Source organism: Chromobacterium sp. Panama (genome assembly GCF_003052555.1).
Classification (GTDB): Bacteria; Pseudomonadota; Gammaproteobacteria; order Burkholderiales; family Chromobacteriaceae; genus Chromobacterium.
On sequence record NZ_QARX01000001.1, the window covers coordinates 3,465,345 to 3,481,948 of the forward strand.

17 protein-coding genes and 1 tRNA gene are annotated in these 16,604 nt (G+C 59.0%); 12 read left to right on the plus strand and 6 right to left on the minus strand.

Features of this window, described 5'->3' with window-relative positions; genetic code table 11:
* Window positions 1-25: 25 nt before the first annotated feature.
* Window positions 26-2,428 carry a M66 family metalloprotease gene (locus tag DB032_RS15645; RefSeq protein ID WP_107800294.1) on the plus strand — a complete coding sequence of 801 codons (2,403 nt, stop codon included), beginning with the start codon at window positions 26-28 and terminating at the stop codon, window positions 2,426-2,428.
* A 169-nt stretch (window positions 2,429-2,597) separates the two neighbouring features.
* On the opposite strand, the gene DB032_RS15650 is transcribed toward DB032_RS15645, so the two are convergent.
* The 3 genes from DB032_RS15650 to DB032_RS23805 all read right to left on the minus strand — a co-directional run bounded on the left by DB032_RS15650 (window position 2,598) and on the right by DB032_RS23805 (window position 4,917).
* Entirely contained in the window at window positions 2,598-3,230 is a 633-nt protein-coding gene (locus DB032_RS15650) for a LysE family translocator (RefSeq protein ID WP_107800295.1), read from the minus strand.
* 45 nt (window positions 3,231-3,275) lie between these two features.
* Window positions 3,276-3,707, minus strand: a complete 432-nt coding sequence (locus tag DB032_RS15655) for a hypothetical protein (protein ID WP_158274323.1) — start codon at window positions 3,705-3,707, stop codon at window positions 3,276-3,278.
* A 970-nt stretch (window positions 3,708-4,677) separates the two neighbouring features.
* On the minus strand, window positions 4,678-4,917 hold the full coding sequence (locus tag DB032_RS23805; protein WP_146176697.1) for a hypothetical protein: 240 nt from the start codon (window positions 4,915-4,917) through the stop codon (window positions 4,678-4,680).
* An 18-nt stretch (window positions 4,918-4,935) separates the two neighbouring features.
* Here DB032_RS23805 and DB032_RS15665 point away from each other — a divergent pair, with 18 nt between their 5' ends.
* The 11 genes from DB032_RS15665 to DB032_RS24885 all read left to right on the plus strand — a co-directional run bounded on the left by DB032_RS15665 (window position 4,936) and on the right by DB032_RS24885 (window position 15,125).
* The gene (locus DB032_RS15665; RefSeq protein WP_107800298.1) at window positions 4,936-5,589 is read left to right on the plus strand and encodes a GntR family transcriptional regulator; all 654 of its coding nucleotides are present in this window, start codon (window positions 4,936-4,938) and stop codon (window positions 5,587-5,589) included.
* Between the two features lie 13 nt (window positions 5,590-5,602).
* Window positions 5,603-6,274 carry a DUF2848 domain-containing protein gene (locus tag DB032_RS15670; protein WP_107800299.1) on the plus strand — a complete coding sequence of 224 codons (672 nt, stop codon included), beginning with the start codon at window positions 5,603-5,605 and terminating at the stop codon, window positions 6,272-6,274.
* Entirely contained in the window at window positions 6,271-7,602 is a 1,332-nt protein-coding gene (locus DB032_RS15675; protein WP_107800300.1) for an amidase, read from the plus strand. Before DB032_RS15670 ends, DB032_RS15675 begins: the two co-directional genes overlap by 4 nt.
* A gap of 12 nt (window positions 7,603-7,614) precedes the next feature.
* Window positions 7,615-8,934, plus strand: coding sequence for an MFS transporter (locus tag DB032_RS15680; protein ID WP_107800301.1), 1,320 nt, complete (start codon window positions 7,615-7,617; stop codon window positions 8,932-8,934).
* The gene (locus DB032_RS15685; protein ID WP_107800302.1) at window positions 8,931-9,242 is read left to right on the plus strand and encodes a DUF1484 family protein; all 312 of its coding nucleotides are present in this window, start codon (window positions 8,931-8,933) and stop codon (window positions 9,240-9,242) included. The genes DB032_RS15680 and DB032_RS15685 overlap by 4 nt, the downstream gene beginning before the upstream one ends.
* A gap of 362 nt (window positions 9,243-9,604) precedes the next feature.
* A complete protein-coding gene (locus tag DB032_RS15690) occupies window positions 9,605-9,814 on the plus strand; it encodes a hypothetical protein (RefSeq protein WP_107800303.1) in 210 nt (69 codons plus the stop codon).
* 92 nt (window positions 9,815-9,906) lie between these two features.
* The gene (locus tag DB032_RS23810; protein WP_146176698.1) at window positions 9,907-10,467 is read left to right on the plus strand and encodes a hypothetical protein; all 561 of its coding nucleotides are present in this window, start codon (window positions 9,907-9,909) and stop codon (window positions 10,465-10,467) included.
* 747 nt (window positions 10,468-11,214) lie between these two features.
* Window positions 11,215-11,520 carry a hypothetical protein gene (locus DB032_RS15695; RefSeq protein WP_199225914.1) on the plus strand — a complete coding sequence of 102 codons (306 nt, stop codon included), beginning with the start codon at window positions 11,215-11,217 and terminating at the stop codon, window positions 11,518-11,520.
* Window positions 11,521-11,733: 213 nt separating this feature from the next.
* Complete coding sequence (locus tag DB032_RS15705) at window positions 11,734-12,150, plus strand: hypothetical protein (RefSeq protein ID WP_107800305.1); 417 nt, start codon at window positions 11,734-11,736, stop codon at window positions 12,148-12,150.
* Between the two features lie 232 nt (window positions 12,151-12,382).
* Window positions 12,383-12,787: a hypothetical protein gene (locus DB032_RS15710; protein ID WP_107800306.1), complete on the plus strand. Its 405-nt coding sequence runs from the start codon at window positions 12,383-12,385 to the stop codon at window positions 12,785-12,787.
* A 745-nt stretch (window positions 12,788-13,532) separates the two neighbouring features.
* Complete coding sequence (locus DB032_RS24885) at window positions 13,533-15,125, plus strand: recombinase family protein (protein WP_370445218.1); 1,593 nt, start codon at window positions 13,533-13,535, stop codon at window positions 15,123-15,125.
* On the opposite strand, the gene DB032_RS15730 is transcribed toward DB032_RS24885, so the two are convergent.
* The 3 genes from DB032_RS15730 to DB032_RS15740 all read right to left on the minus strand — a co-directional run bounded on the left by DB032_RS15730 (window position 15,082) and on the right by DB032_RS15740 (window position 16,571).
* A tRNA-Met gene (locus DB032_RS15730) sits at window positions 15,082-15,158 on the minus strand. The two genes, DB032_RS24885 and DB032_RS15730, sit on opposite strands and share 44 nt — an antisense overlap.
* Window positions 15,159-15,584: 426 nt before the next feature.
* Window positions 15,585-16,211: a VC0807 family protein gene (locus DB032_RS15735; protein WP_199225915.1), complete on the minus strand. Its 627-nt coding sequence runs from the start codon at window positions 16,209-16,211 to the stop codon at window positions 15,585-15,587.
* Window positions 16,212-16,385: 174 nt separating this feature from the next.
* The gene (locus tag DB032_RS15740) at window positions 16,386-16,571 is read right to left on the minus strand and encodes a hypothetical protein (RefSeq protein WP_019103612.1); all 186 of its coding nucleotides are present in this window, start codon (window positions 16,569-16,571) and stop codon (window positions 16,386-16,388) included.
* Between the last annotated feature and the right edge of the window lie 33 nt (window positions 16,572-16,604).

Sequence of the window (16,604 nt, forward strand, 5' to 3'; positions counted from 1 at the left end):
CTCATTCATATAAGGGAAAGAGAACATGCGCCTAGCTATTATTCCAAGTCTGCTGATCGGGGTTTCTTTATTTGGCTGTAATGAAGACGACGCGCAAAAACAGCTGGCCGGGCAGGCCGCCGGCTATGCCGCCGTCGCCAATGCCTGGCCGTTCAACGCCGTCGCGCCGCGCAATGATCTAAGCGGCGCCTTTGAGGGCGAGGTGTCCGTCGCCCAAAGCCAGATCATGCCGGCCGGCTCCGGCGTCGCCGGAGACAGCCAGCCGCATTTGGTGGCAGGACGCCAAGCCTTGCTGATGCTGCGCCCGATTTCCGCCATCAGCGCCGACAAGCCGCTGCAAGTCGCCGTCAAGGACAAGAGCGGCGCCACGCTGGGCACGCTGTCGCTGAATCCGCCCGACAAACAGCCCAAGACGGCGTATTTCGTCGACGGCGCGCCGGAAGGCGGCATTGACTTCACGCCGCCGTCAGGCGCTCAAACCACCATCAGCAGCAATGCCGATCTGGCCAAGCTCGACGACCCCAACGGCGCCTTCCTGCGCGGCAAGCTCGGCGCCAACGCCATGGTGAATATCCAGACCGCGGACGGCAGCTGGGTCAAGACCGCCTATCTGCCCGCCGACGCCTCCTTCGAAGGCAAGATGATCCGCTTCCAGTCCCAGGCCGGTTACGGCTCCACGGTGCGCTACAGCTCGCGCGCGGTGGACGTCAGCCGCGGCGACACCCTGCTGTTCAAATACGTCAACGGCCAATGGTTCCGCCAAGGAGAGCTGGACAACAACCGGATCGTCTACGCGCAAAACCTTTGGAGCGCCGTCCTGCCGGCCGCCTGGGTAAAGCCGGGCATGTCCCTGCAGTTCAGCCACGCGTCGAAATCCGGCACCCTGGCCAAGCTTGAAGTGGGCCCGGCCACCCAGCTGCTGATCAACACCATAGACATCGGCATGCTGGTGGAGCCGCGCCGGGCTTTCGCCTTCGCCAACGATCCCGGCGCGCATCGCGAGTACCTGCAAACCGTTCCGCTCAATCAACTGCTGGTGGCCCAGTACGAACCCGTCCATTTGAAAGAAGTGATGCTGCCGGACGGCAGCCGGCTGACTCAACAAGACCCCAGCGAGGGCGGCTGGCATACCGGCACCATGCGGGAGGACATCGGCAAGGAACTGATTTCCACCGGCATCAATTACGCCAATTACGGCGTCAACAGCACGGCCGGCCGCGGGGCGGACTTCCCCTTGACCGCCGCCTTGCTGACCGCGCACAACAGCCAGGGCCGCTACGCCAACGGCGTGCAAGTGCACGGCGGCTCCGGCGGCGGCGGCGTGGTCACGCTGGACGCGTCCCTGGGCAACGAGTTCAGCCACGAAGTGGGCCACAACTACGGCCTGGGCCATTATGTCGGCGGTTTCGACGGTTCGGTTCACCGTCCCGCCGGGGCCATCAACTCCAGCTGGGGCTGGGATGCGGACCTCAAGCGCTTCCTTCCCAACTTCAGCGGCGTCGTCAGCAATCAAGACACTTGCATGCCGGAAGGCAAGCCCTGCCAGACGCCCTTCGCCGGCCGCAGTTACGGCCTGGACGCCATGGCCGGCGGCAGCCCGATGAGCGCCGTCAACCGCTTCACGCTGTATACGCCCTATGTGGCCAAGCGGATTCAGCAGTTCCTGGAGAGCAAGCCGGTGTTCGACCCCGCCTCGGCCACCGGCTTCAGCCTGTGGAACGCGTCCAGCCAAAGCATGCAGCCCTACCCTCACCGGATCGCGCCGGACACGGCGACCGTGCCGCTGGAAAAACTGAGCGAGGCCTATCTCGCCGAGGCGATAGGCAAGGCCGACCGCGCGCTGATCAAGATGGAAGACGGCTATTGGACACGGGAGGTCAAGGCGCCGGCGGCCAGCGCCGCCAACAAGGGCAAGCTCATCACCATAGACAACCGCGCCACCTACGCCACCAGCCTGCTGGCGCCCGGCCAGACGTTTACGATAACGGGCCGCAGCGGGGACAATCACTTCGTGTCCGACGGCCGGCTGTGGGTCAAGACGCAGTCCATTGAAACCGACCGCAAGCCGCAGCGCTTTGGCGTGCCGGTCACCACCTTGCTGGGGTATTACGACCCGGAGATGAAACTCACCTCCTATATATACCCGGCCCTGCGCGGCGCTTACGGCTATAGCTACCCGGATGACGGCGCGTCGGCGTCCTCCGCGCAATGCCAGTTGCAGGTCGACACCGCCAGCGGGCAGCTGAAGTTCAAACTGCAAAGCACGCGCGTCAACGGCGAGGTGATGAACAAATTCCACGTCAACGTGCCCAGCGCCTTGCAGCCGCAAAACGCGAAAGTGGTTTGCGGCGGAAAAGCGCTGGCCAGCAAGGCGGTTCCCGCGGCGAGCGGCGCTTTGCGCTACACGATCAACGGCGTGCTGCAGTAAGGCTCTCCCCGCCTAAGCGCCTGGCCAGCAAGAGCGGTTTTCAACGCTCGTCCATCCACCCCGCCGACGCGCGGCGGGCCATGAACCGGTTCTTAGGCTGAAACAATGCGGCGGCCCCATTCAACGGGGCCGCCGCATTGTTTTTCTCGCCGGCAAACGCTCAATCGCGTCAGCGCGGCTTTTCAAACAGCATTCTGACCGCCAGGCCGCCCAAGACCGTGCCCATGATCCAGCGCTGGACCACGCCCCAGGCCGGTTTCCGGACCAGAAGCGCGGCCATGGCGCCGGCGCTCAGCACGATCAAGGCGTTGACGCTGACGCTGATCAGAATTTGCGTGAACCCGAGCAATAGCGATTGGGACAACACATCGCCGCCGGCCTTGGACAGAAACTGCGGCAACAGGGCCAGATACATCACCGCGATTTTCGGATTCAGCAGATTGGTCAGAAACCCCATCATGAACAGCTTGCGGTCGCTGTCCGGCGCCAGCTCGCGCAGCTGGAAGGGCGAGCTGCCGCCGGGTTTGAGCGCTTGCCACGCCAGATACAGCAGATACGCCGCGCCGCCCAAGCGCAAGGCGTCATAGGCATAGGGGATGGCCAGCAGCAAGGTGGTGATGCCCAGCGCCGCGCACAACATGTAGAACACAAAGCCCAGCGCCACGCCGGACAAGGAGATCAGCCCGGCCCGCTTGCCCTGGCAGATGGAGCGCGAGATCAGATACATCATATTCGGCCCCGGAGTGGCCACCATGCCCAAGGAGACCAGCGCAAAGGCCAGCAGATTCGAGTATTCCGGCATCGTCGTTCCCAAATGAAATCAAGCCGCCATTGCGCGGCTACAACACTACACCAGCGCTTGTGGCAGGCTGACCTCGGGATTCTGCTCCCTGACGAAATCCACCACCGCGCAGAAGAAGGGCGAGGGCCGCCGCCAGAACAGCGGGCGGATGCGAGAATCGAGCAGCACCAAGCCACCACGCGGATGGGCGTCGGCTTTCAGCCACAGACGATCCACCGCCCCTCTATTGCCCTGACCATGCGTCAGAAAACGGATGGCATCAATAGCGGCAACATCAACCTCGCGCCAGCGATATTCTGTTTCCACACCCACATAAGCGATCTTGCGGCCAACCCAATCCAGCCGCACCCGCTGCAGGAACACGCTACAGCCGATAAGAAAAGCCATGAGATTGATGCCCAGCAGCAGCACGCCGCTCCCGGTCAAATCCTGATGCAGGCTGCCATGCGGGTCATGGTACTGGAGCCAGCTCATCACGCAGGATACCGCCAACACTATGAGCTGGAGGCGGAATACGATGCGAAAACCCGTCAGCAGGGTGTGAGTGCAAGGGCGTTGATCTGTCATCGCTCAAAGTTACAATTGCGGAATATCCATGCTAGGCCATCACAACCGCCGAACCCGGCCGGCATGACGACGCGGGCCGCACATGATGCCCTAATTCCGCCCCGACCTTCAATCCGCCCGCAAACCGCAGGTGGAAGGGCGGCAGCCCGGGCCAGGCGCGCAGGGTCCAGCGAAGCAAGAGATGCACCTACTTGAGCACAACAATGAATGACAACGCTCTGATCAAGCTGTTCAAAGCCGACGCGGAACTGGCCGCTGGCCGGGAACCGGCGATGAAAGCGCTCATCTGTAAAAGTTCTGATTTAAACTGACAATCGGGCGCCGTCAAAACGGAAGGCTGCCAGATCAAGTCTGAACTTCTACCACTTATCCCACAGAACCCACTAAATTTGACGCCTGCGCCCCAGCCCTAAACGGCCAACCCCTGTCGTTCCCCAATCCATTAGTCCCAACAAAAACAATCCGCCCCGCCATCAGCTTGACGCCCCACCCCCGCCTCAGTACCCTTTGTGTCGCGCAGCGCCCAATAACGCCGCGCAGGGCTGGCAAGCCCAAACGCACTTGATTGCAGACTCATCTGTGTCAGCTTTGGCACAACTACGTCTGCTGCCACGCTGTGCCCATCCGGACAGGCCGTGGCAGGGAACTCCTTGTGAGTTGCCGGTCCTTAATCGAGTGCGCCGGTCTTGCCACCTTGTCACGCGCCTGTCCAAGCCTCGCCGGACAGGTTTCCAACGCTGACTTGGAGACCGCAATGACCTCTCCCTCGACTCTCGCCAAACCGCCCCCGGCCCCAAGCCAGGAACAACAACGCCTGCTGTCCCAAACCTTGGACGCTTGCGCCATGGCTTTCAACTGCTTCGCCCTCTTACGCTCCACCCTAACCGCCCTCCAGTCCCAAACGCCCCCAGCCTCCCATCAGCACTTGTTGGCGGGCCTGTCCATCCAGGTACTGGACGACTACGCCGCCCGCTTCCAACACCTTTATGCCGAAGTTCAGCAGGCACCGCTTGAAGCTGTAAGCGAAACCGTCATCACGGAGAGGCCTGTTTAAGATCACGCGGACCACGCTGGCTTGACCATCCGCAGCCTGATAGATCAGTGTTGATTCACTCATCATTCACGAGTGCGAATCGAGATGACGAACATCACCAAGGGCGCCGCGCAGCGAGAATCGGCCTATGCGGAAATCAAACACCGAATCATCCATTGCGAGCCTGAATTCACGCCCGGCGCAGTCCAGAACGAGTCTCGCATCATGGAGTTGTTGGGACTGGGCCGCGGACCGATCAATCAGGCGCTGCATCGGCTGGAGGTGGATGGCTGGGTGGCGATTCTGCCGCGCAAGGGCTTGCTGATTACCCCGCTGTCGCTTGATCTGCTAATGGAGCTGGTCGCCGTGCGCACGCTAAACGAGGTGTTCTGCGTCGGGCTGGCGGTCAACAACGCAACGGACGGCGAGATTGCCGCCATGCGGTCCATCGTTGAACGCACTCCCGCCCTGATCGCTCAGCGCGACATCGCCGGTCTGGCCGCACTGGATGTGGCGTTCCACATGGCCATCTCCGCCGCCGCGCGCAACAGCACGCTGGCCGAATTGCTACGCGCCCTTCACGAAAAACAGGCGCGCTTCTGGTTCCTGTCCCTCTCCGCCCCCGACCATCTTGAGCAGGTCCACCGCGAGCACCTCGCCATTGTCGAGGCGTTTGAACGCAGGGACGTCGCCGGCGCGCAAGCATTGATGCAACACCACATCGAGGAGTTCAAGCGCAATACCACCCGCAGTATCTAGCCAGGAGGCAGCCATGTTGGAACTTCATGTCGTCGGCCAAGGCCCACGTAGGTTTTCCCCACAGCAATTAATCATCGCCGGCTGGGCCGGGCGGGATCAACACGCGGTGGAGCACCATATCCGCGAGTTGGAAGCGCTGGGGGTGCGCCCCCCGGCAAGCACGCCTTGTTTCTATCCTTTGTCGCACCAGTTGCTGACGACCGCCGCCGAACTGGAAGTGCCGCGCGAGAACTCCTCCGGCGAAGTCGAATGCGTGCTGTTCGCCGATGCCGACGGCCTGTTCGTCGGCGTCGGCTCCGACCACACCGACCGCCAGGTGGAAGCCTATGATGTGACGGTCTCCAAACAGATGTGCGCCAAGCCGATCAGCGCCGAGCTTTGGCGTTTCAATGAAGTCGTCGCGCACTGGGACCAACTGCTGATGAGATGCTGGCGGGAACGCAATGGCGTACGCGAGTTGTACCAGCAGGGCGGCACCGCGCAGCTGCTGCATCCGCGGCTCTTGATCGAACGCTATGGCCAGGGCCGGCCGCTGCCGACAGGCAGCGTACTGTTTTGCGGCACCTTGGCGGTAAACGGCTCCTTGGGCCATGGCGAAGCGTTTGAAATGGAACTGCATGACCCGGTGCTGGGGCGCACGCTGCGCCACGCTTACCGCGTCAAGACGCTGGAGGTGGCGACATGAGGCCGACCTTGACGCAGCTGCACTTGGCCTTGCGCCAGGGGCGCACCAGCAGCGTGGCGCTGACCGAACACGCGCTCGACGCGATTCACCGTCACCGGGAGGATGGCGGCGTCGCCTTCCTTCAGCTTGATGCGGAGTCCGCGCTGGCCGCCGCCCACAAGATTGATGCGGCCAAGCACTATCCCTCTTTTCTCTCCGGCATCCCGATATCGGTCAAAGACCTGTTCGACGTCCGGGGCCAAGTCACCACCGCCGGCTCCGTGGTGCTGAAGAACGAGCCGCCGGCCCGCCAAGACGCGCAGGCGGTAGCCAGGCTGCGCGCAGCCGGCGCGGTGCTGCTCGGCCGCACCAATATGAGCGAGTTCGCCTACTCCGGCCTGGGACTGAACCCGCACTACGGCACCCCGATCAACCCCGGCGATCCGACGCGCATTGCCGGCGGCTCCAGTTCCGGCGCAGCGGTCAGCGTGGCGCAGGGCATGAGCGCCGCCGCGCTGGGCACCGATACCGGCGGCTCGCTCCGCATCCCCGCCGCTTTTTGCGGCTTGACCGGCTTCAAGCCCACCGCGCGGCGCGTGCCGCAACAAGGCTGCCTGCCCTTGTCGCCGTCGCTGGACTCGATTGGGCCGCTCGCCTCCTCCGTGTCCTGCTGCGCGATGATGGACGCCGTGCTTCGGGTTGGCGGGACACCTGCGCTCTCCCAAGACATTCTGCCCAGCCTCAATGGGCGCAGGCTCTATGTAAGCGAAGACTATGTCGCCGATCAGCTTGATCCCGCCGTGGCCCAGGCCTTTGAGCAAGCCCTGTCCCGCTTATCCCGTGCCGGAGCCAAAATCATCCGCTTCGACTTCCCCGAGTTGCGACAGATCGCCGACATCAACGCCAAGGGCGGCCTAGTCGCGGCCGAAGCCTGGCGCTGGCATCACGCGCGGCTAACAGGAAAAGACGGCAGCTCCTATGATCCGCGCATCGCCCGCCGCATCCGCGCGGGCGCCAGTCAAAGCGCAGCCGACTACTTGGACATACTCGAACAGCGCCGCGCGCTGCAAGCCGTCGCCACCCGCCGCCTGTCCATGGCCGACGCCTGGCTGATGCCCACCGTGGCGATTCTCCCGCCCACGCTGGCCGAATTGGAGGACGACGCCACATTCACCCGTTTGAACAGCCTGGTGCTACGCAACACCAGCATCATCAACCTGCTGGATGGCTGCGCGGTCAGCCTCCCCTTGACGCCGCAAATCGGCCTGAGCGTGAGCGGGCTCTACAACCGCGATCATCACACCCTGAAACTAGCCGCCAGCATTGAATCCGCGCTGGCCCATGCCTAAAGGAGAACGGCAATGGACAAGACCCTGCGAGTGACTCCCGACGAGCGGAACAATGCCTACCGCAAAGCCACCTTGCGGCTTATCCCCTTCCTGATCATGCTCTTTATCCTGGCTTGGATTGACCGGGTCAATATCGGCTTCGCCAAGTTGCAGATGCTGAACGACTTACAGTTCAGCGAGGCCATTTACGGCTTGGGCGCGGGCATTTTCTTCATCGGCTATTTCCTGTTTGAAGTCCCCAGCAACCTGTATCTGGAAAAAGTCGGGGCGCGAAAGACTCTGGCCCGGATCACCATCTTGTGGGGAGCCATCTCCATGGCGATGGCCCTGGTGCAGACCCCGACTCAGTTCTATGTGCTGCGTTTTCTGCTGGGAGCCGCCGAGGCCGGCTTCTTCCCCGGCGTGGTGCTGTACCTGACTTATTGGTTCCCTCTCGCCCGACGCGCCCGCATCAATGGCCTGTTCATGACTTCCTTCGCCATTGCCGGGGTGATCGGCGGCCCGCTGGCCGGGCTGATCATGTCCAGTCTGGACGGCTTGAACCAGTGGCAGGGTTGGCAATGGCTATTCATCGTGGAAGGCGCGCCCTCGGTTCTGGCCGGCCTGGCGGTGCTGCGCTACTTGCCGGAAACGCCGGCCAAAGCGGCTTGGCTGAGTCCGACGGAACGAGAAGCCATCCGCCAGGACATCGCAGCGGATCAGCGCGACCCCAACAAGCAGTCGTCGTTGAAAGCCGCTTTCACCAGCCCCTATGTCTGGCTCTGCGCCGCCATCTACTTCTGCATCGTCAGCGGCAACGCCACCATCGCCTTCTGGTCCCCCTCCATCATCAAGGAACTCGGCATCCAAGGCACCCTCAATATCGGCCTGATTTCGACGCTGCCTTTCCTCGCCGGCACCATCGCCATGGTCTGGAACGGCGCGCACTCCGATAAGGTAGGCGAACGCCGCCTGCACTGCGCCGTCGCGGCCCTGATTGCGGCCCTGGGCCTGGTGCTGACCGCAGCGCTGCTTCACAACACCTGGCTGGCGCTGTTGGCGCTGACCCTGGCTTCGGTCGGCATTCTGGCCGCCTTCCCGGTGTTTTGGGCCCTGCCCTCGCTGTTCCTTGCCGGCACCGCCGCGGCCGGCGGCATTGCGCTGATCAACTCGGTGGGCAACCTGGCGGGCTTTGTTGCGCCGTATATGATCGGCTTTCTGAAAACCAGTACCGGCAACTTGAGCGCTGGCTTGTATTTTGTTGCGCTGCTGGAGGCGGCAGCGGCGGTGCTGATCATCTTGTTCATCCAAAAACCACAGGCGAAGCTGATCCCGCAGGAGGCCCGGTCATGAAGCAAGACGAACTACCGGTGCTGGAGCAATTAAAGCAGTTGAACCGGAACCTGCTCGATACGCGGGACAACACCGCGCTGCCTCACTTGGGCCAACAGCTGGCCCAGCAATGCGCGGAGATGGATGCCTGTTTATTGCAAGGTCTGATCGATATCCGTTCCGCTCAGACCGGCCTGCAAGCCATCATGACTCTCTTGCAACGCCGCGACGAACCCTTGCTGTTCAGCAGCGAGGAGGCGGTGGCGCTGCTGGAGCCGGTGCTACAACGCTTGAATCATGGCGTGAACCACATCAACCGCCTGGTGTAGCCGGGCCATCGCCAGGGAGCGCCCCGAAAATGGGGCTTCTATGGAATAAAAGCAGACATACTGCCGTATACGCTTTTACCTTTAAATCTTCATGATTTGTAATCGTAATATTTATGCCTCGGCTTCGGCTGGGGCATTTTTACGTGGGCTACCGCAAGGCGCTTGATCAGAAATTCTGTTTGCTGCTGGCCATAACTCGGCCGAAGCAGCCGATCATGCCTTTGTGCTAGCATGACTGCTATCGGTCCAAAGCCGACGTTTAAGCGTGGCAGAGGGATACACTCCAGACACCAAACTTGAATATCGACAGTGCGTTACGCTCTCCCCGGAGATGTAGAACTTCTTTCTCAGGAGCATAAGTCATGGCAACAACGATGTATTTCGAGGAAAGGGTAAGAGATCAGGGAGGGAAAACCTCGCTTGATATTGAGTTTGGGCGTTCTTCGTCCTACCCAGAAGACAGCATTTACCTAACAGTAGACGGCAAGACAGTCATCATGGACCGCGCAACGGCACAGAGATTCGTCGATGCCGTGGTGTCAGTTGGCCACTACCATGGATTTCTGGAGTAAGCGTTTTGCGGTCAGATATCACGTAGACACAGTTATAAGCGCGTTACGCTGCGTTTGATGTTACGTTAACCCTAATTGCCGAATTTAAGAAAATGCAAACATTCTTTCATGTGGATATGACCGGCCGCTTGCGCTCAGGCATGGACATAGATTTACGCTCTAATGCTCCATCGGTGTTTGGAAAGAATTACTGGACAAAATTCAAGAACGTTGGAATAAAAAGCATTCCTTCGCTACAAAATGTTCCTGATGAGGTAAATCGTCTTGACAGTTCTGCATATAGAGAGTTCTGGCTTGAGGTATTTAGAACAGATCATCCAGAGATCAAGAAATTGGCGACTAAGTCGCGGCTCAACTCTTTTTTTGCCACTGATTCTATTGAGGATGCCCATAAGTACATTTTACGGAATGGATTTAAAGGCAATGCTAAGATATTCGAGATTCAATCAACTGACGCGGGGTTAAAGCTTGATATGACATGGCTTGACCAGCAGTTTCCGAGAGATTTTCGTGAGTTTGGCTACTTCTATTGTTGCTATTGGAAAGGGCTAAAGATAGACGATGACAATGACTTGTCTAAACATGAAAAGCGTGGATCTCTAATTGAAGTCCTTCTTGGAGGAAAAATAATAATAGGCAACATCATTAATTAGGCTAGCAATGATGGCAATAATTTATTTCATCTGCGACTTAATTACTGTGCTAAGCGTTTGCTTTGGATGTTATCCACAGTCCGCTTTGAGTCGATAGCAGCCATACCACAGAGGTAGATTGCCCGACTGCTATGGCCGATGATCGGCCCTTACCGCGATGGGAGGGCTGCTGATCGGCCAAGGCTGCCCTTTGCGGGTGAGGTGAACGTGACTGTTTTTGCATTGGAAACAGCCATCAAAGTACCTGGTAAACTGCAGGAGTTCAGACTTGATTGCCCCCCTTACCCAACTTCCATTTTCAGTACATCAAGAAGCCCTCCCCCTCCCTCAACGCCCCCGCCAAGGCCGCGCCCATGCCGTCACGCCGGATGTGCGCGCCCTCGGCGTCTATGGTCTCCATAGATGTGTTTGGCGGCCTTGACCTGCGTCGCCTTGCCCTCATCTGCTCCCACGTCGTAATAGCCGCTGCCCAGCAACTTCATGGCGATCACTGCCGCTGTCGATATCTGGTGTTGAGTATGAAGCCTCTTCGTATTTCCCCGTCTGACTCTATGTGCTTTGGGAGCGCTCTCTTCAAAACCGCGAACGTACCGCACCTGTCCTTTAGAACTGGGCCTCACCAAACCTTGACCTAGCTCGCTTGTACCGTCACAAGCCATCCAAATAGAATGTTTCCGCTCTCCATTGCGAACCATCACCAATAGGCCACTTTGCGTAAGTGGTTTTTCTTTGCGGACATTTTATTCCATGGATATCAGCCAGCTGCTTGCCAGTTTTTCCAGTGCCTTCACGCAAGACAATCGTCTGCTCACGCTGTCCCTCGGGGATGGCAGTATCGCGGCTGAAACCTTGTTGCCTCAGGCTCTGGAAGGCGAGGAAGGCGTTTCCGAGAGCTATCGCTATCAATTAATCTGCCTGTCTCCCAATGGTTCCATCGAACTGAAATCTCTGCTGGGTGTGGCCGCGAAGATAGGCATTGCCGCCGCCTCCGGGGAAGAGCTGGTGCGTTGCGGGGTGGTGGCGAACAGATTGACCGCGCCAGCTGGCAGTTGAGCTGGGCCTTGCCGGACGGGCATCAGGCACGCTATCAGCTGCGCAGCGAGGCCGGAGCCGGCCCGCTGGCTTTGTTGCAGCTGATCCAGTTCCAGCTGCCGGCGCGGATTTTTATCGTGGAACCCAGCACACCCCCCGCCGCGGCCAAGCCGAAGCCAACACGCTCGGCCGCGGCCTCAATCACCGCTAAACGCTAATGGGAAGGAGAACATCATGATGAATCTATTAATTCGACAACATCAGTCGCTCAAGAAGGCGGTGCAACTGATCCAGGCTTATGAAGCGCACCATGGCCTCCTCTCAAAAACCTGCCCTGCTTACCGGAACATCCTTACCGAGGTCAAGTTTGAGCTGAATCTCACCATGGACCTGTACTACCGCTGTATGCGGCAATATCGCCCATCAATGAGGCTAGGTTTTTTGAAGGAGTTACCGCCGTTAATGCCAACTAAACCCCGTAATGAAGCCGCCTGGGCCACCATCCGTCAGCTTTGGTCCACCGGCAAATGGAGTAACCGGGACCGCTGCGTGCGCGCCTGTTACAAGCAAGCCGGTTTTACCAATATGGTCGAAGCTCGCCTAGCCCTAGTCAGGCAACCACCACCACCCATCCTATTCCCTAGCAGATAGACCGCTCCAGCGGAAGCTGAGCAGGGCCTTGCCGGACGGGCATCAGGCGCACTACCAGCTGTGCAGCGAGGCCGGAGCCAGTCCGCTGGCCTTGCAGCAGCAGGCGCAGTTCCAGTTGCCGGGACGGATTTTTATCGTGGAGTCGAGTACACCACCCGCACGGCCAAGCCGAAGCCAACACGCTCGGCCGCGGCCTCAATCGCTGCTAAACGCTAATGGGAAGGAGAACATCATGATGAATCTAGTGATTCGACAACACCAGACGATCAAAAAGGCGGTGCAAGTCATCCTTGCCTATGAAGCGCAGCACGGCTCCGTCTCGAACGTCTGCCCTGCGCAACAGGGCATCGATACCGAATTCAAACAGGAGATGAAGCTCACCATGGATCTGTACTACCACTGGATGCGGAAACTTAGCCCATCGATGCGGCAAGGCTTCTTATCGGAATTCACGCCACTCCTGCACGCAAAACCTCGCAATGACGCCGCCTGGGCCGCCATCCGCGAACTTTGGGCCAGCGGCAAATGGAAGAACCGCGACACATGTGTTCGCGCCTGCTACAAACAAGTCGGCTTTAGCAATATGGCCGAAGCCCGCCTAGCCCTAGTCAGACAGCCCTCCCCCCCATCCGTCTGACGTAAGGAAAGCGCCTGACCACCCACCCAGGCGCTTAATTGCACGCAGATTCTGCCTCGATCTCGCCTTGACGCCCCCCCGCCACCTCAGTACTCTTGCCTCGCGCAGCGCACAATAACGCCGCGCAGGGTTTGGAAGCCCAATAACTCGTAATCGCAGACTTGCTAGTGTCCGCTTTGGCACAGCTACGTCTGCTGCCACGCTGTCCCCATCCGGACAGGCCGTGGCAGGGAGTTCCTAGCGAGCTACCGGTTTTTGGTTACGAGTACCGGTCTTCCAACCTTGTCACGCGCCTGTCCAAGTCTCGCCGGACAGGTTTCCAACGCTGACTTGGAGACCGCAATGACCTCTCCCTCGACTCTCGCCAAACCGCCCCCGGCCCCAAGCCAGGAACAACAACGCCTGCTGTCCCAAACCTTGGACGCTTGCGCCATGGCCTTCAACTGCTTCGCCCTCTTACGCTCCACCCTAACCGCCCTCCAGTCCCAAACGCCCCCAGCCTCCCATCAGTACTTGTTGGCGGACCTGTCCATCCAGGTACTGGACGACTACGCCGCCCGCTTCCAACACCTTTATGCCGAAGTTCAGCAGGCACCGCTTGAAGCTGTTTCCGAAACCGTCACCACGGAAATACCAGGCGCTTAAGATCACGCGAACCACTCTAGCTTGACCATCCGCTGTCACTCAAAGTTAATGAAGTTGGTTGCCATACGTATGCTGCAACAGCACACCGAGGAGTTCAAAAATGAACGCCGTAATCTACGCTCGATACTCGTCAGATAAGCAACGCGAAACGTCTATCGACGACCAGATTCGCGTGTCCCGGCAGCGCGCCACGCTGGAAAATATGGCCGTAGGCCAGGTATTCCAGGATGAAGGCATCTCCGGCATGACCAGCATCACGGAACGCCCCGGTGCCGCAGCGATGATGGAAGCCGCAAAAGCCCGGCTGTTCGATGTACTGATCATTGAAGGACTGGACCGACTGGCACGGGATAGAGTTGACCAGGAGGTTGCAGTAAGGCTGCTGGAGTATTGGGGGATCAACATCATTGGCGTTGCCGACGGCTACAACTCCGACTCCAGCAGCAGAAAGCTGCATCGCGGCATGCGCGGCATCATCAATGAAATGTACATCGACGATCTGCGACTTAAAATACACCGGGGGTTAGCCGGCCAAGTGCATAGAGGGTTTGTTGCGGGAGCCGCGCCTTACGGATATCGACTGGTCAAAGAGGAGGCTGGCAGCAGGTTCGAAATCGCAGAAGACCAAGCCAAGATCGTGCGCGAGATTTTTGAGCGATTCGCTGCCGGCTGTAGTTTCAAAACCATTATTTATGATCTAAACAAACGTGGCATACCCTCCCCACGCGGCGGTCAATGGAAACTGAGCTCCATTGCCGGCACCAAGAAAACAAGTTCGGGCTTACTGCACAACGAGATATACAGAGGGCGCTTCATCTGGAACCGCAGCCAGTGGATCACCTCGCCTGAAACCGGCAAACGCACCCGGCTTCCACGGCCAGAGATGGAATGGGTAATACAGGAACGGCCGGAGCTAATCATCATCAGCAATGAGTTATGGGATGCCGCCAATCAACGCAAAGAGCTTCCAGCGATCATGGGCGGCCAAACCAAACGCGGGGGACGCACATCCACCCTTTTCGGCGGGACTCTACGCTGCGGCGTATGCGGTGGCCCAATGATTGCATATAGCCATTACAGCTACGGCTGCAGCGTCAAACACAACAGCGGCCCAAGCGCGTGCAGTGGCATTACCATTCCACGCAATAAGGTCGAGACAATATTGCTGAATCAGATAAGGACCGCCCTCGGCTCACCTGACGCCATCCAACAGTTGCTCTGCCGAGTAGAGGTGCTAATGAATGAGCAAGCAAACAATGGCAACACCGAAGCGGAGCAAATGGCTCAACGAATTGTAGATCTAGAGAAAGAGATAGGGAGGATGGTTGATGCAATTGCAGCAATCGGGATATCTGCCGCATTGAAAGCACGACTGACGACAGCAGAAGAGGAAAAAGCCCGCCTAACAGCAGAGATTAGAAAGCATGCAAAGCCGGCTCAAACCCTATCCGCGGCGCAGATCGTTGAGCGCTACCAGATGCAACTAGCCAACCTAGAGGCGGCCCTGCAATCAGAGCCAGCTGAAGCGCGAACGATACTACATGACATGTTCGGGCCGGTGAGGATCGTCAAAGACGAACATGGTAAACGGTGGGCAGAAATGCAAAAAGCCACCGTCCCGGTGGCTAACTTGCTTACTACTATAAAACTGGTTGCGGGGGCAGGATTTGAACCTACGACCTTCGGGTTATGAGCCCGACGAGCTACCAGACTGCTCCACCCCGCGTCTGATCTGTCTGCTGTGTTTCGTGCAGAGGAGCGAACTATACCCCGCCCCGTTTTTCTGGTCAAGCGTTTTGGAAAAAAAAATTTCTGATGCGGGGAAAGTTCGCACCAAGATGATTCATACTTGTTAACAGTTGATCTTTACTACCACACACCTGATCAACAAAGACCGTCTAAAGTGAACTCAAGGTCAGCGCAGTCGTTCTCCCCGAGCGATTGCGGCCCGAGAAGTCAGCCGCCTGTCTGCCAACAGGCGCTGCCGATGCGGGCGCGATCTTGTGCATTTTGGAAGACATTGCCGCTGCGGTTTCGACTGCCAGCGAAGCCGCAAAACAAGCAGCCGTGTCTTTCCTCCTAAGTGTTCATCACGGAACTTCAGGGCCGCTTTTGCGGCCCTTTTTTTTTGTCTATTCGCCCGAGATCCGCTTCAAAGCGCGGCCATGGCCACGGCGGCTTCGCGGCGCATCTTCCGCCTATACACCAAGGTCATCAGGCACAGCCCGCCCATCACGCCGTAGCTGATGAAGGGCGCCACCAGCAGAAAACGCTCTACCGGCCAGGTCCAGGCCAGATAAGCGCGCCCGCCTGCCTCCAGGCTCAAACCCAAGCCCCACCACAGCGTCATTTGCTGGATGGCGCGCCTGAAGCCATCCGCGCGCCATAGTTGTTCGAACCGCTCCCGCCCCTGCTCCGACTCCCGCGCCAAGGTCGCCCGCGCCAGATAGAAGACCAGCGGCCGGCGCAGCGCCAGGGACAGCAGAAAGCCGCAGCCGATCAAACCGGTGATCAGGGACTCGCGCAGCAACAGCAGGCGCGCGTCGCCGCCCAGCAGCATGGCCAGCAAGGACAAGCCTATGCCCAGCAACACCAGCAGGCTCAAAGCGTCCACGCGCCGGAAACGCAACAGCTCGATCACGCTCCACAGCACCGGCGGCAAGGCGGAAAACATCAACGCGCCGGCTTCGCCCCAGCGCGGCTCGCCATAGCGGTAGCACAACCAGGGCAGCAGGAAATTGACGATGATTTCCAGTATCAGTTTTGCGCGTTTCGGCACGGCGCCTCCGCCTTCAAATGCAAAAAGCATGAACAATTTGCATCGAAACGTCAACTGCCTGACTTGAGTTTTTCGCAGGGGGAGAAAAAGGACGGGCCAAAAACAAAGCCCCGCATTTTGCGGGGCTTCATCTGTAATCTGCGCAATGGAATGGACAAACGCAGGGGAGTGGCATCAGGCGGCCGCCTGAATGAAGGCGTTGGCGGGATACAAGGCGCTGGCCAAGCCCAAGGCGGACTTGAAAGTCACTTCAAACATCTTGCCAACCTGTCGAATGCTGACCACTTCGTAATGCATGGTAGAGCCGCTGTCCTTGTGCTCAAGGATTTTGTAGCCGGGTTTCAGTTGAGAAATTTTCATGATGGTTCATTCCTTTTTCTTTTTTTTGGGTTG